Source organism: Pseudomonas sp. NPDC098747, from assembly GCF_044760045.1.
GTDB lineage: Bacteria > Pseudomonadota > Gammaproteobacteria > Pseudomonadales > Pseudomonadaceae > Aquipseudomonas.
This window is the reverse complement of the sequence record NZ_JBIWAL010000027.1, coordinates 44,427-57,076: the sequence shown is the minus strand read 5'-3', so window position 1 is coordinate 57,076 and position 12,650 is coordinate 44,427. Positions and strand designations below refer to the sequence as shown.

Sequence of the window (12,650 nt, the reverse complement as noted above, 5' to 3'; positions counted from 1 at the left end):
CTGAAGAGCTGCGCGTTGAAGTGACCCCGAAGAACATCCTGATGATAGGCCCGACCGGTGTCGGTAAAACCGAGATCGCCCGTCGTCTGGCGAAACTGGCCAACGCGCCGTTCATCAAGGTCGAAGCGACCAAGTTCACCGAAGTCGGATATGTCGGCCGTGACGTCGAGTCGATCATCCGTGATCTGGCCGATGCCGCGATCAAGATGCTGCGCGAGCAGGAAATGACCCGCGTTCGCCACCGCGCCGAAGACGCCGCCGAGGATCGCATCCTCGACGCGCTGCTGCCGCCGGCCCGCATGGGCTTCAACAGCGATGAGTCGACAAGCCAGGATTCCAACACCCGTCAGCTGTTCCGCAAGCGTCTGCGCGAAGGCCAACTGGACGACAAGGAAATCGAGATCGAAGTCGCCGAAGTGGCCGGCATCGAAATCGCCACGCCGCCCGGCATGGAAGAGATGACCAACCAGTTGCAAAGCCTGTTTGCCAACATGGGCAAGGGCAAGAAGAAGGCGCGCAAGCTCAAGGTCAAAGAAGCGCTGAAACTGGTGCGCGACGAAGAGGCCGGGCGCCTGGTCAACGAAGAAGAGTTGAAGGCCAAGGCGCTGGAAGCGGTCGAGCAGCACGGCATCGTGTTCATCGACGAGATCGACAAAGTTGCCAAGCGCGGTAACTCCGGCGGCGTCGACGTATCCCGCGAAGGCGTGCAGCGCGACCTGCTGCCGCTGATCGAAGGCTGCACCGTCAACACCAAACTGGGCATGGTCAAGACTGACCACATCCTGTTCATCGCCTCCGGCGCGTTCCACCTGAGCAAGCCGAGCGATCTGGTGCCGGAGCTGCAAGGCCGTCTGCCGATCCGTGTCGAACTCAAGGCCCTGAGCCCGGAAGACTTCGAGCGCATTCTCAGCGAACCGCATGCCTCGCTCACCGAGCAATATTGCGCGCTGCTGAAAACCGAAGGCCTGAACATCGAGTTCCAGCCGGAGGGCATCAAGCGCATCGCCGAGATCGCCTGGCAGGTCAACGAGAAGACCGAGAACATCGGTGCCCGTCGTCTGCACACGCTGCTTGAGCGCTTGCTTGAAGAGGTGTCGTTCAGTGCCGGCGATCTGGCCAGCACTCACGATGACAAGGTGATCCTGATCGACGCTGCATACGTCAACAGCCACCTCGGCGAATTGGCCGAGAACGAAGACCTGTCCCGTTATATCCTGTAGGTCATACCTACAGCGGTAGCGGACCCTGTGGGAGCGAGCTTGCTCGCGAAGACGGCGCGTCAGTCGACATCATTGTTGCCTGATACACCGCTTTCGCGAGCAAGCTCGCTCCCACATTTAGATCGGGGTCGCCACATTAAGGACGCCAGCCCATGACCCAAATCCCCACCGACATCAAACTGCACAAAGCCTCGAAAACCCTGACGCTCACCTACGCGTCCGGCGAGGAGTTCACCCTGCCCGCGGAATTTCTGCGCGTGCATTCTCCCTCCGCCGAGGTCCAGGGCCACGGCAAACCCATCCTGCAGTTCGGCAAGCTCAATGTCGGTCTGACCAAGCTGGAACCGGCTGGTCACTACGCACTGAAATTGACCTTCGATGACGGCCACGACAGCGGCTTGTTCACCTGGGAATATCTCTTTGAGCTGGGGCGACGTTATGACGCACTCTGGGCCGATTATTTGGCCGAGCTCAAAGCCGCCGGTAAAACTCGCGATCCGGACGAGTCGATCGTCAAGCTGATGCTCTAGACCGAGGCTCGTGCTCTTTAGAGGGCATTTTCTAACTTCATCTGTTTGAATGCTCCGCTGCGGCGTCGAGGATCGGCCCGCTTGCGAAAAAAATTAAACTCGGGTAACCAATGGAGCTGGCAAGTTCCCTGCAGTGCTCTACGACTGTAAAGCAGCTATGCAGAATTAACGGTCACCCGAGCAGTAGTACCTGGCATTGGCTGTGGAACTGCACAGCAGAAAGCCGGGTACTCGTCTCAGGACAATGGAGCGTCGTAGATGAGTAACAAGAATAACGATGACCTGAAGTACCAAGCCTCGGAAAACACCCTGGGGCTTAATCCCGTCGTTGGGCTGCGCGGAAAGGATCTGCTGGCCTCTGCTCGTATGGTGCTCAAACAGGCCATCAAACAACCGATCCATAGTGTCAGGCACGTCACCCATTTCGGCCTCGAATTGAAGAACGTGCTATTTGGTAAATCCGAACTGCAACCGGCAGGCGATGACCGTCGTTTCGCCGATCCTGCGTGGAGCCAGAACCCGCTCTACAAACGTTATCTGCAAACCTATCTGGCGTGGCGCAAGGAACTCCATGCCTGGATCGACGACAGCAGCCTGTCGCCCAAAGACATCGCTCGTGGCCACTTCGTCATCAACCTGATGACCGAAGCCATGGCCCCGACCAACACCGCGGCCAACCCCGCAGCGGTCAAACGTTTCTTCGAAACCGGCGGCAAAAGCCTGCTCGATGGCCTCTCGCATCTGGCCAAGGATCTGGTGCACAACGGCGGCATGCCGAGCCAGGTCAACATGGGCGCGTTCGAGGTTGGCAAGAGCCTGGGCGTGACGGAAGGCGCGGTGGTGTTTCGCAACGATGTGCTGGAGCTGATCCAGTACAGGCCGATCACCGAGCAAGTCCACGAGCGCCCACTCTTGGTGGTGCCGCCACAGATCAACAAGTTCTACGTATTCGACCTGAGCCCGGACAAGAGCCTGGCGCGTTTCTGCCTGCGCAACAACGTGCAAACGTTCATTGTCAGCTGGCGTAATCCGACCAAGGCGCAGCGCGAGTGGGGCCTGTCGACGTACATCGATGCGCTGAAAGAAGCGGTCGACGTGGTCACCGCGATCACCGGCAGCAAAGACATCAACATGCTCGGCGCCTGCTCCGGTGGCATCACCTGCACCGCCCTGCTCGGCCACTACGCGGCGCTCGGCGAGAAGAAGGTCAATGCCCTGACCCTGCTGGTCAGCGTACTCGACACCACGCTAGACAGCGACGTTGCGCTGTTCGTCGACGAACAGACCCTGGAGACCGCCAAGCGCCATTCGTATCAGGCCGGCGTGCTTGAGGGCAAAGACATGGCCAAAGTCTTCGCGTGGATGCGCCCCAACGACCTGATCTGGAACTACTGGGTCAACAACTACCTGCTCGGCAACGAGCCGCCGGTGTTCGACATCCTGTTCTGGAACAACGACACCACACGGTTGCCGGCAGCGTTCCATGGCGACCTGATCGAAATGTTCAAAAACAATCCACTGATTCGCCCCAATGCACTGGAAGTGTGCGGCACGCCAATCGACCTCAAGCAGGTCACCGCCGACATCTTTTCGCTGGCCGGCACCAACGACCACATCACCCCGTGGAAGTCCTGCTACAAATCGGCCCAGTTGTTCGGTGGCAAAGTGGAGTTCGTATTGTCGAGCAGCGGCCATATCCAAAGCATTCTGAACCCGCCGGGGAACCCGAAGTCTCGTTACATGACCGGCGAAGAGATGGCCGCCAATGCCAATGATTGGCAAGAAAACTCGACCAAACACACGGATTCCTGGTGGTTGTACTGGCAGGCGTGGCAGGCCGAGCGCGCGGGCAACCTGAAAAAGGCCCCGACCAAACTGGGCAACAAGGCTTATCCGGCGGGCGAAGCCTCGCCGGGCACTTACGTACACGAGCGGTAACTGACACTACTCGATTCCATTGTGGGAGCGGGCCTGTGGCGAGGGGATTTAGCGAAACGTCGCACCGCACCGATCGGCTGCGAAGCAGTCGTGAGTCGAGTACACGCGATATGCCTGACAAATCGCATGTACAGGTTTCGGGGCCGCTTCGCGACCCAACGGGGATAAATCCCCTCGCCACAGGTCCCGCGCCTACAGGGAGCGGGATGAATTAATTCACAGGGCCTGACGCATGCCGCAACCGTTCATATTCCGTACTGTCGAGCTGGATGGCCAGACCCTCCGCACCGCGGTACGCCCCGGCAAGCCTCACTTGACGCCCTTGCTGATTTTCAACGGCATCGGCGCCAACCTGGAGCTGGTGTTTCCATTTGTCGCAGCGCTGGACCCGGATCTGGAGGTGATCGCCTTCGACGTGCCCGGTGTCGGCGGCTCCTCAACGCCCCACCGACCGTATCGCTTTCCCGGCCTGGCCAAACTGACGGCGCGGATGCTCGATTATCTCAACTACGGCCAGGTCAACGTGATCGGCGTGTCGTGGGGCGGCGCACTCGCGCAGCAGTTTGCCTACGACTATCCCGAGCGCTGTAAGAAACTGGTGCTGGCGGCGACCGCTGCTGGTGCAGTGATGGTGCCGGGCAAACCTAAAGTGTTGTGGATGATGGCAAGTCCCAGGCGCTACATCCAGCCGTCCCATGTGATCCGCATCGCGCCGCTGATCTACGGCGGCTCGTTCCGCCGCGACCCGACGCTGGCTGCCAGCCATGCCGCGAAAGTGCGTTCGGCGGGCAAGCTCGGTTATTACTGGCAACTGTTCGCCGGCCTCGGCTGGACCAGCATTCACTGGCTGCACAAGATCAAACAACCCACCTTGGTGCTGGCCGGCGACGACGATCCGCTGATCCCGTTGATCAACATGCGCATGCTTGCCTGGCGAATTCCCAACGCCCAGTTGCACATCATCGACGATGGTCATCTGTTCCTGATTACCCGCGCCGAAGCCGTGGCACCGATCATCATGAAATTCCTCCAGGAGGAACGTCAGCGAGCGGTGATGCACCCGCACCCAACACCGTTGGGCGGTTGATCGCTGCGGCAGGCTTTATGCAGGGCGTTATAAAGAGTGCGTGGCAGGACGCCACGCAGGCAGCAACCCGCAACAGCGTCTATGGTGTTCTAGTTCGGTGAGTTTGTTTTTGGCCTGAAGACGAAGGAGTGTTGAGTCATGCGCGACAAACCAGCGACGGGCGTGGTGCCCAGCCCCGCCGTATTCATCAACGCACAAAGTGCGATCACCGGTCTGCGTGGTCGGGATATGATCTCGACGCTGCGCAGTGTCGCCGCCCATGGGCTGCGCAACCCGTTTCACAGCGCGAAGCACGCCCTGAAACTGGGTGGCCAACTCGGTCGCGTGCTGCTTGGCGAGACCCTGCACCCGACCAATCCGCAGGACAGCCGTTTTGCCGATCCGGCGTGGAGTCTCAATCCGTTTTATCGGCGCAGTCTGCAGGCGTACCTCGCCTGGCAGAAGCAGGTCAAAAGCTGGATCGACGACAGCAACATGAACCCGGACGACCGCGCCCGCGCGCACTTCGCCTTCACCCTGCTCAACGACGCCGTGGCGCCGTCCAACACCCTGCTCAACCCGCTGGCGATCAAGGAGCTGTTCAACTCCGGCGGCAACAGTCTGGTGCGCGGCCTCAGTCATTTGTTCGATGATCTGCTGCACAACGATGGCCTGCCACGGCAGGTTACCCGCCAGGCCTTCGAGGTCGGTAAAACCGTTGCCACCACCACGGGCTCAGTGGTGTTTCGCAACGAGATGCTCGAGCTGATCCAGTACAAGCCGATGAGCGAAAAACAGTACGCCAAGCCGCTGCTGGTGGTGCCGCCGCAAATCAACAAGTACTACATTTTCGACTTGAGCCCGCACAACAGCTTCGTCCAGTACGCCCTGAAGAACGGCTTGCAGACTTTCATGATCAGCTGGCGCAACCCGGATGTGCGCCACCGCGAGTGGGGCTTGTCGACCTATGTCGAGGCCGTGGAAGAGGCGATGAACGTGTGCCGGGCAATCACCGGCGCGCGCGAGGTCAACTTGATGGGCGCCTGCGCCGGCGGCCTGACCATCGCCGCACTGCAAGGTCATTTGCAAGCCAAGCGGCAATTGCGCCGCATCTCCAGCGCCACTTATCTGGTCAGCCTGCTCGACAGCCAGATCGAAACCCCCGCCACGCTGTTTGCCGACGAGCAGACCCTCGAAGCCGCCAAACGTCGCTCCTATCAAAAAGGCGTGCTCGACGGTCGCGACATGGCCAAGGTCTTCGCCTGGATGCGCCCCAACGATTTGATCTGGAGCTACTTCGTCAACAACTACCTGTTGGGCAAAGAACCGCCGGCCTTCGACATCCTTTACTGGAACAACGACAACACCCGCCTGCCAGCTGCCTTGCACGGCGACTTGCTGGATTTTTTCAAGCACAACCCGCTGACCCACCCGGGCGGGCTGGAAGTGTGCGGCACTCCGATTGACTTGCAGAAAGTCACGGTCGACAGCTTCAGCGTCGCCGGCATGAACGACCACATCACGCCGTGGGATGCGGTGTATCGCTCGACCCTGTTGCTGGGTGGCGAACGGCGTTTCGTGCTGTCCAACAGCGGCCATGTGCAGAGCATTCTCAACCCGCCAAGCAACCCGAAAGCCGCGTACGTCGAGAACGGCAAGATGAGCAGCGACCCCCGCGCTTGGTATTACGACGCCAAACACGTCGACGGCAGCTGGTGGCCGCAGTGGCTGGAATGGATTCAGCAGCGCTCGGGCGCCCAGCACGAAACCCAGATGACCCTCGGCAACCCGAACTATCCACCGATGGAGGCAGCACCCGGTACTTACGTGCGTGTGCGCTGACGCTTAACCGAACTTTTCTAAGAAGACTGGATGAAAACCCGCGACCGGATTCTCGAATGTGCTCTGCAATTGTTCAACGAAAAGGGCGAGCCGAACGTTTCCACCATGGAAGTTGCCAATGAAATGGGGATCAGCCCCGGCAACCTCTACTACCACTTTCACGGCAAGGAACCGCTGATACTCGGACTGTTCGATCGCTTCCAGAATGAACTGGCACCGTTGCTGGACCCACCGCCGGAGGTGGAGCTGGCGCCGGAAGATTACTGGCTGTTTTTGCATTTGATCGTCGAGCGGCTGGCGCAGTATCGGTTCCTGTTCCAGGACCTGTCGAATCTCGCCGGACGCCTGCCGAAACTGGCGAAGGGGATTCGCAATCTGCTCAATGCCCTTAAGCGCACGCTGGCATCATTGCTGGCGCGATTGAAGGCGTCGGGGCAACTGGTCAGCGATACTCAGGCGTTGGGGCAACTGGTTGAGCAGATCACCATGACGTTGCTGTTTTCGCTGGACTATCAGCGGATTCTGGATCGCGAGGGTGAGGTCAGGTTGGTGGTTTATCAGATCATGATGCTGGTGGCGCCGCATTTGTTGCCGCCGGTGAAGGTGGCGACGGAGCGGATGGCTTTGCAGTATCTGGAAGACCACGATTAACTTCAAAAGCCCCTCACCCTAGCCCTCCCGAAACGTCGGACCGCCCGGAGGGAGAGGGGACTGATTGGAGGATATTCAAGAAGTCCGCCGACGTGAACGTGATGTGCTGAATCCATAATCGATTCGGTCTTTCAACAGACCGGCCAACGTGAAAAAGCTGTGTTGAATCCATAATCGACTCGGTTTTTCAGGTCGATGTTTGACACGAGACAGCTCGGTCGGCTCCCTCTCCCTCCGGGAGAGGGCTGGGGTGAGGGCCTGCTTTTAAAATGCACAAACAAAAACGCCCGACCTTCACAGGCCGGGCGTTTTGTTTTGCCCTGAAAAATCAGGACTGACTGGTTGGCGTCGACGGGGTCGATGCAGCAGTCGGGGTTACCACCGGGGTCGGTGCAGCGGCGGAGTTCGACGCGCTGGCCGGGGTTGCCGGGGTCGCAGGCTTGGTTGCTGGAGCGGCCGGTTTCGGCGCAGCGGCTTTCGGCGCGGCCGGTTTTTTTACTGCTGGTTTCTTCGCCGCAGCCGGTTTGGCAGCCGGTTTGGCAGCAGCGGTTTTCGCGGCTGGCTTGGCGACTGCTTTTGCTGCTGGTTTGGCAACCGACTTGGCCGCGGCAACTGGTTTGGCCGCTGCCTTGACTGCAGGCTTGGCGGCAGCAGTTTTCGCTACCGATTTAACCGCAGCTTTAGCTTTCGCCACCGGTTTGGCAGCCGCTTTGGCCAATGGCTTGGCCGCCGTTTTAGCTGCTGGTTTGGCCGCTGCAGTTTTGGCTGCCGGTTTCGCCGCCGCGGTTTTCGCCGCGACTGGCTGGGTTTTCAGACCCGTGAGTTTTTCGATCTGCTTGGTCAAGGTTTCAACCTTGCTGTGCAGTGCCTTGACCTCATTGCGGCTCGGTACGCCCAGGCGTGAAATCGCACTGTTCAGGCGCTTGTCGAAAGCCCCTTCCAGCTCGTCCCACTTGCCCAGCGCGCGATCTTTCACGCCGCTGATGCGCGACTTGGCGGAAGAAGCAGAATCCTTGGCGGCATCGACTTTCTTGCCGACTGCAGACTTGGTGAGCTTCTCGGCTTTCTCGCCGTCTTTAACCAATGTATCGAAGAGCTTGCTGCCGTCAGTGTCGATCTTCGAGTACACGCCTAAACCAGCCAGCCAGATTTTGCGGGAGTAGTCTTCGACTTTCCCAATCCACGAGCTGCCTTCTTTATCGGTGTTCTTTTTACCAGCCATCCCGTTCTCCTTAAGATTTACGCGCGACGCGTTCGAGCAATGCCGTCAGCTCATCGAGCTTAGCAGAGAGTGTCTCAACGTCATGTTTAGACGGAATGCCGATACGATTCAAGGCGCCTGCTACACGGGTGTCGAATGCCTTCTCAACCTTGTCGAGCTGAACTTCGACACGACCTTTGAAAGAACTGACTTCATCACGGGCTTCGTCGATTTCGGCATTGGCCGCTTCGAGTTTTTCGGTGACTACCTTTTTGCCTTTCTTTTCAACAGTTTGACCAGCCTTGATCAACTCTTGAAAGTACTCGCCACCCTCCTGGCCAACCTTGGTGTAGGCACCCAGGCCTGCCAGCCAGATCTTGCGGGCATAGGATTTGACGTCGCTCAGAGCAGAAGTCGAAGCGTCGATTTTTTTCTTCAAAATTACTTTGGCCATGGTGCACCTCACGCGCAGAAGGTTTGAGGAACTGCCCGCGAAAGTGTCGGGCTCAGGCACAAAGTAGGCAGAAAAATTAGAAACGGCACCCTAACAACTGACATGAATCCCGGGGCGCAACACAAAAAACTGTGGGAGCGAGCTTGCTCGCGAAAGCGTCGTATCAGCCAACATTTCAGTCAACTGACACATCGCATTCGCGAGCAAGCTCGCTCCCACAGGGATTCGGGACTCAGCAAATACGTCAGACCAGCGCTTTGTCGAGAGCCTTCTCGATCTCGGCTTTGATCATGCCGCTCATGGCCGACATCATCAGGCCAAGTTCCACATCCACGCGGATCGAGTCATCGCCAACATGCACCGCGCCTTTCACACCCGAGCGCTTGAGATTCAGTACGTCGCCCGACCATTGCGGTTCCAGACCGTATTGTTCATTAAGCTTTTTGGCCAGCTTGTCGGCCTTCTCGCGGGCGGCTTCCTTGCCCAGTGTGTGGGCACGCTCAACACTGATTTTGGCCATCGAATGACTCCTGATTGATGAATAGGTGATGGTAAATCTTGACCGCGTCTGCGGCAAATCGTCCCGAAGGTTGCCCATCTTACCTTTAGCCATTCCAAGACAAAGCATGCCTTGGGGATTAGAATGTCGCGCATTCTCTTTTGGTGACAGCGATATGACTGATCAGCGCAAAGGCAGCGATGCCGAACCCACCACTCACTTCGGCTTCAAAAACGTTCCGGAAAGCCAGAAAGCGGAAAAAGTCGCTGAGGTATTCCACTCCGTAGCCGCTAAATACGACCTGATGAACGACCTTCTGTCGGGCGGCATGCACCGTTTGTGGAAGCGTTTCGCGATCGAACTGTCGGGCGTGCGCAGCGGTAACCGCGTGCTCGACATCGCCGGTGGCACCGGTGACCTGACCAAAAAGTTCTCGCATCTGGTCGGCCCTACCGGCCAGGTCGTATTGGCTGACATCAACGAATCCATGCTCAAGGTCGGTCGTGACCGCCTGCTGGATCTGGGCGTGGCGGGCAACGTCGAATTCGTCCAGGCCGACGCAGAAAAACTGCCGTTCCCGGACAACCACTTTGACTGCGTGACCATCGCTTTCGGCCTGCGCAACGTGACGCACAAGGAAGACGCCCTGCGTTCGATGCTGCGTGTGCTCAAGCCGGGCGGCCGTCTGCTGGTGCTGGAATTCTCCAAGCCGACCAACGCGCTGATGTCCAAAGCCTACGACGCTTACTCGTTCGCCTTCATGCCACTGATGGGCAAGCTGATCACCAACGACTCGGAAAGCTATCGCTACCTGGCCGAATCGATCCGCATGCACCCGAATCAGGAAACCCTGAAGTCGATGATGGTCGAGGCCGGTTTCGACCGCGTGACCTATCACAACATGACCGCCGGCATCGTCGCCCTGCACCGCGGCATCAAGCCCTGATGCTGCTCACCGGGCTGCTCGCCAGCGTTGAACTCGGCCTCAACCGGGTGCTGCGTCTCGACAGCACGGCGCTGCCGCGGCTGGCGCATTTGACCGGCAAAGTGATTGCCGTCGATTGCCGCAGCCCGGCGCTGCAACTGTTCATTTTGCCCAGCGACGAAGGCCTGATGCTGGCCTCGCACTGGGAAACCGGCGTCGATTGCACCCTGCGCGCCCCGGCGTCCAGCCTGCTGAAACTGGCCCTGAGCAAAGACAAGACCGCGGTGCTGCACGCCCCGGAAGTCGAGCTTGATGGCGACAGCGGCGTACTGCTGGAGCTGGCCGGCGTGTTGCAGGATCTTGAGCTGGACTGGGAGTACGAACTCTCGCGCTGGGTCGGCCCGGTCGCCACGCAACTGGTTGGCAGTCATCTGCGCAGCCGCGCGCGCTGGTATCAACAAGGATTTGCCAGCCTCAATCAGAACCTCGCCGAGTACCTCGCCGAAGAATCGCGCACCCTCGTCGGGCAGCGCGAAGCCGAAGCGCGATTCAGCGAACTGGACCGGATCAAACTTGATCTGGAACGTCTCGAGGCGCGTTTCGAGCGCCTTTCCCGATCCCTCGACCCAAGCGATAACGCATGAAGCTGCTCGCCGTCCGCCGTCTGCTGCGCATCCAGTCCGTCGTGATCCGCTACCGCCTCGATGACCTGCTGTTCGATCTGCCGCTGCCCTGGTTTCTCCTGGCGCTGCGCTATGTGCTGCCATGGCGCTGGTTCCCGCGCAAGACGCTGGAGCTGAGCCGAGGCGCGCGATTGCGTCTGGCATTGCAGGATCTGGGACCGATTTTCATCAAGTTCGGGCAGATTCTCTCGACCCGCCGCGACCTGCTGCCGGAAGACATCGCCGATGAGCTGATGCTGCTACAGGATCGCGTGCCGCCGTTCGACTCCCAAGTGTCGATCAAGCTCATCGAAGCGCAGCTCGGCAAGAAGATCAGCGAAGTGTTCAGCCGTTTCGACGTCGAACCGCTGGCCTCGGCCTCGGTGGCGCAAGTGCATGCCGCGCAGCTGAAAACCGGCGAAGAAGTGGTGGTCAAGGTGATCCGGCCGGGCCTGAAACCGATCATCGCGCAGGATCTGGCGTGGCTGTTCATCCTCGCCCGTGCCGCCGAAAAACTGTCGGCCGACGCGCGCCTGCTGCACCCGGTGGACGTGGTGCAGGACTACGAAAAAACCATCTACGACGAACTCGATCTGCTGCGCGAGGCGGCCAACGCCAGTCAGTTGAAGCGTAACTTCGAAGGTTCGCCGCTGCTCTACGTGCCGCAAGTCTATTGGGACTGGTGCCGGCCGAAAGTGCTGGTGATGGAGCGTATCTACGGCATTCAGGTCACCGATCTGGCGACCCTCGCCGATCAGCGCACCGACATGAAAATGCTCGCCGAACGCGGCGTGGAGATCTTCTTCACCCAGGTGTTCCGCGACAGCTTTTTCCACGCCGACATGCACCCGGGCAACATCTTCGTCAGCACGGTCAACCCGTGGAGCCCGCAGTACATCGCGATCGACTGCGGCATCGTCGGCAGCCTGACTCCGGAAGACCAGGATTATCTGGCGCGAAACCTGTTCGCTTTCTTCAAGCGTGATTATCGCCGCGTGGCGCAGTTGCACATCGATTCGGGTTGGGTGCCGGCAGAAACCAAGCTCAACGAATTCGAAGCGGCGATCCGCACCGTGTGCGAACCGATCTTCGAAAAACCATTAAAAGATATTTCATTCGGCCAGGTGCTGATGCGCCTGTTCCAGACGGCGCGGCGCTTCAACATGGAAGTGCAGCCGCAGTTGGTTTTGTTGCAAAAGACTTTGCTGAATATCGAAGGCTTAGGTCGTCAGCTCTATCCGGATCTGGATCTGTGGAACACCGCGCAGCCGTTTCTGGAGCGCTGGATGCGCGAGCGCGTCAGCCCGAAAGCCTTGCTCGGCAACGTACAGAGCCAGTTTGAACAGATTCCGCACTTGGCCAATATGGCTCGCGACCTGCTCGAGCGCATGTCGCAGCCACACGCCTACGACCCACCGGCGCCGTGGCACAAACGCAAGGACGACTGGTTCCTGCGTTTGCTCGGCTGTGCCCATCTGGCGGGCGGTACTATCCTCGCCGCCGGTGGCCCGATGCATGAATTGGGGCATTGGCCGGCGGGAATCATGGTGGCCGTCGGCTTGTATCTGGTCGTTCGCCGATAGCCAGTTCCGTGATCGGCTGGCACACTGTTTCAACGCCTGAACCCGACTATTGAAGTGTGGGTTCGCTGTCGGAGTCGAA

Annotated in this window: 12 protein-coding genes; 9 read left to right on the top strand and 3 right to left on the bottom strand. The window is 59.2% G+C overall.

Annotated elements, in window-relative coordinates; genetic code table 11:
- The first annotated feature begins 8 nt into the window (after window positions 1-8).
- The 6 genes from hslU to ACIQVE_RS17445 all read left to right on the top strand — a co-directional run bounded on the left by hslU (window position 9) and on the right by ACIQVE_RS17445 (window position 7,247).
- Window positions 9-1,220 carry an HslU--HslV peptidase ATPase subunit gene (hslU, locus tag ACIQVE_RS17470; protein ID WP_402810496.1) on the top strand — a complete coding sequence of 404 codons (1,212 nt, stop codon included), beginning with the start codon at window positions 9-11 and terminating at the stop codon, window positions 1,218-1,220.
- Between the two features lie 152 nt (window positions 1,221-1,372).
- Complete coding sequence (locus tag ACIQVE_RS17465; protein ID WP_402810473.1) at window positions 1,373-1,750, top strand: gamma-butyrobetaine hydroxylase-like domain-containing protein; 378 nt, start codon at window positions 1,373-1,375, stop codon at window positions 1,748-1,750.
- A gap of 258 nt (window positions 1,751-2,008) precedes the next feature.
- Entirely contained in the window at window positions 2,009-3,688 is a 1,680-nt protein-coding gene (gene phaC / locus ACIQVE_RS17460; RefSeq protein WP_402810471.1) for a class II poly(R)-hydroxyalkanoic acid synthase, read from the top strand.
- A gap of 232 nt (window positions 3,689-3,920) precedes the next feature.
- Window positions 3,921-4,775 carry a poly(3-hydroxyalkanoate) depolymerase gene (gene phaZ, locus ACIQVE_RS17455; RefSeq protein ID WP_402810469.1) on the top strand — a complete coding sequence of 285 codons (855 nt, stop codon included), beginning with the start codon at window positions 3,921-3,923 and terminating at the stop codon, window positions 4,773-4,775.
- 138 nt (window positions 4,776-4,913) lie between these two features.
- A complete protein-coding gene (gene phaC / locus ACIQVE_RS17450) occupies window positions 4,914-6,596 on the top strand; it encodes a class II poly(R)-hydroxyalkanoic acid synthase (RefSeq protein WP_402810467.1) in 1,683 nt (560 codons plus the stop codon).
- A gap of 30 nt (window positions 6,597-6,626) precedes the next feature.
- A complete protein-coding gene (locus ACIQVE_RS17445; RefSeq protein WP_402810466.1) occupies window positions 6,627-7,247 on the top strand; it encodes a TetR/AcrR family transcriptional regulator in 621 nt (206 codons plus the stop codon).
- 328 nt (window positions 7,248-7,575) lie between these two features.
- On the opposite strand, the gene ACIQVE_RS17440 is transcribed toward ACIQVE_RS17445, so the two are convergent.
- The 3 genes from ACIQVE_RS17440 to ACIQVE_RS17430 form a co-directional block, all read right to left on the bottom strand.
- Window positions 7,576-8,469 carry a phasin family protein gene (locus ACIQVE_RS17440; RefSeq protein ID WP_402810465.1) on the bottom strand — a complete coding sequence of 298 codons (894 nt, stop codon included), beginning with the start codon at window positions 8,467-8,469 and terminating at the stop codon, window positions 7,576-7,578.
- Between the two features lie 10 nt (window positions 8,470-8,479).
- Complete coding sequence (locus ACIQVE_RS17435) at window positions 8,480-8,902, bottom strand: phasin family protein (RefSeq protein ID WP_402810463.1); 423 nt, start codon at window positions 8,900-8,902, stop codon at window positions 8,480-8,482.
- A gap of 244 nt (window positions 8,903-9,146) precedes the next feature.
- The gene (locus tag ACIQVE_RS17430; RefSeq protein WP_402810461.1) at window positions 9,147-9,422 is read right to left on the bottom strand and encodes a polyhydroxyalkanoic acid system family protein; all 276 of its coding nucleotides are present in this window, start codon (window positions 9,420-9,422) and stop codon (window positions 9,147-9,149) included.
- A gap of 154 nt (window positions 9,423-9,576) precedes the next feature.
- Here ACIQVE_RS17430 and ubiE point away from each other — a divergent pair, with 154 nt between their 5' ends.
- Genes ubiE through ubiB form a run of 3 tightly spaced genes read left to right on the top strand, consistent with a single transcriptional unit; the run spans window position 9,577 to window position 12,571 of the window.
- Complete coding sequence (ubiE, locus tag ACIQVE_RS17425) at window positions 9,577-10,347, top strand: bifunctional demethylmenaquinone methyltransferase/2-methoxy-6-polyprenyl-1,4-benzoquinol methylase UbiE (protein WP_060542605.1); 771 nt, start codon at window positions 9,577-9,579, stop codon at window positions 10,345-10,347.
- Window positions 10,347-10,970, top strand: a complete 624-nt coding sequence (locus ACIQVE_RS17420; RefSeq protein ID WP_402810459.1) for an SCP2 domain-containing protein — start codon at window positions 10,347-10,349, stop codon at window positions 10,968-10,970. Before ubiE ends, ACIQVE_RS17420 begins: the two co-directional genes overlap by 1 nt.
- Window positions 10,967-12,571 (top strand): ubiquinone biosynthesis regulatory protein kinase UbiB, encoded by a 1,605-nt coding sequence (ubiB, locus tag ACIQVE_RS17415; RefSeq protein WP_402810458.1) that lies wholly within the window; start codon window positions 10,967-10,969, stop codon window positions 12,569-12,571. Before ACIQVE_RS17420 ends, ubiB begins: the two co-directional genes overlap by 4 nt.
- The last annotated feature ends 79 nt before the right edge of the window (window positions 12,572-12,650 follow it).

Coding starts and splice junctions, on each gene's coding strand:
- ACIQVE_RS17435 (WP_402810463.1), bottom strand. CDS start 8,902: ATGGCCAAAGTAATTTTGAAGAAAAAAATCGACGCTTCGACTTCTGCT.
- ACIQVE_RS17420 (WP_402810459.1), top strand. CDS start 10,347: ATGCTGCTCACCGGGCTGCTCGCCAGCGTTGAACTCGGCCTCAACCGG.
- ACIQVE_RS17465 (WP_402810473.1), top strand. CDS start 1,373: ATGACCCAAATCCCCACCGACATCAAACTGCACAAAGCCTCGAAAACC.
- phaC (WP_402810467.1), top strand. CDS start 4,914: ATGCGCGACAAACCAGCGACGGGCGTGGTGCCCAGCCCCGCCGTATTC.
- phaZ (WP_402810469.1), top strand. CDS start 3,921: ATGCCGCAACCGTTCATATTCCGTACTGTCGAGCTGGATGGCCAGACC.
- ubiB (WP_402810458.1), top strand. CDS start 10,967: ATGAAGCTGCTCGCCGTCCGCCGTCTGCTGCGCATCCAGTCCGTCGTG.
- ubiE (WP_060542605.1), top strand. CDS start 9,577: ATGACTGATCAGCGCAAAGGCAGCGATGCCGAACCCACCACTCACTTC.
- phaC (WP_402810471.1), top strand. CDS start 2,009: ATGAGTAACAAGAATAACGATGACCTGAAGTACCAAGCCTCGGAAAAC.
- ACIQVE_RS17440 (WP_402810465.1), bottom strand. CDS start 8,469: ATGGCTGGTAAAAAGAACACCGATAAAGAAGGCAGCTCGTGGATTGGG.
- ACIQVE_RS17430 (WP_402810461.1), bottom strand. CDS start 9,422: ATGGCCAAAATCAGTGTTGAGCGTGCCCACACACTGGGCAAGGAAGCC.
- ACIQVE_RS17445 (WP_402810466.1), top strand. CDS start 6,627: ATGAAAACCCGCGACCGGATTCTCGAATGTGCTCTGCAATTGTTCAAC.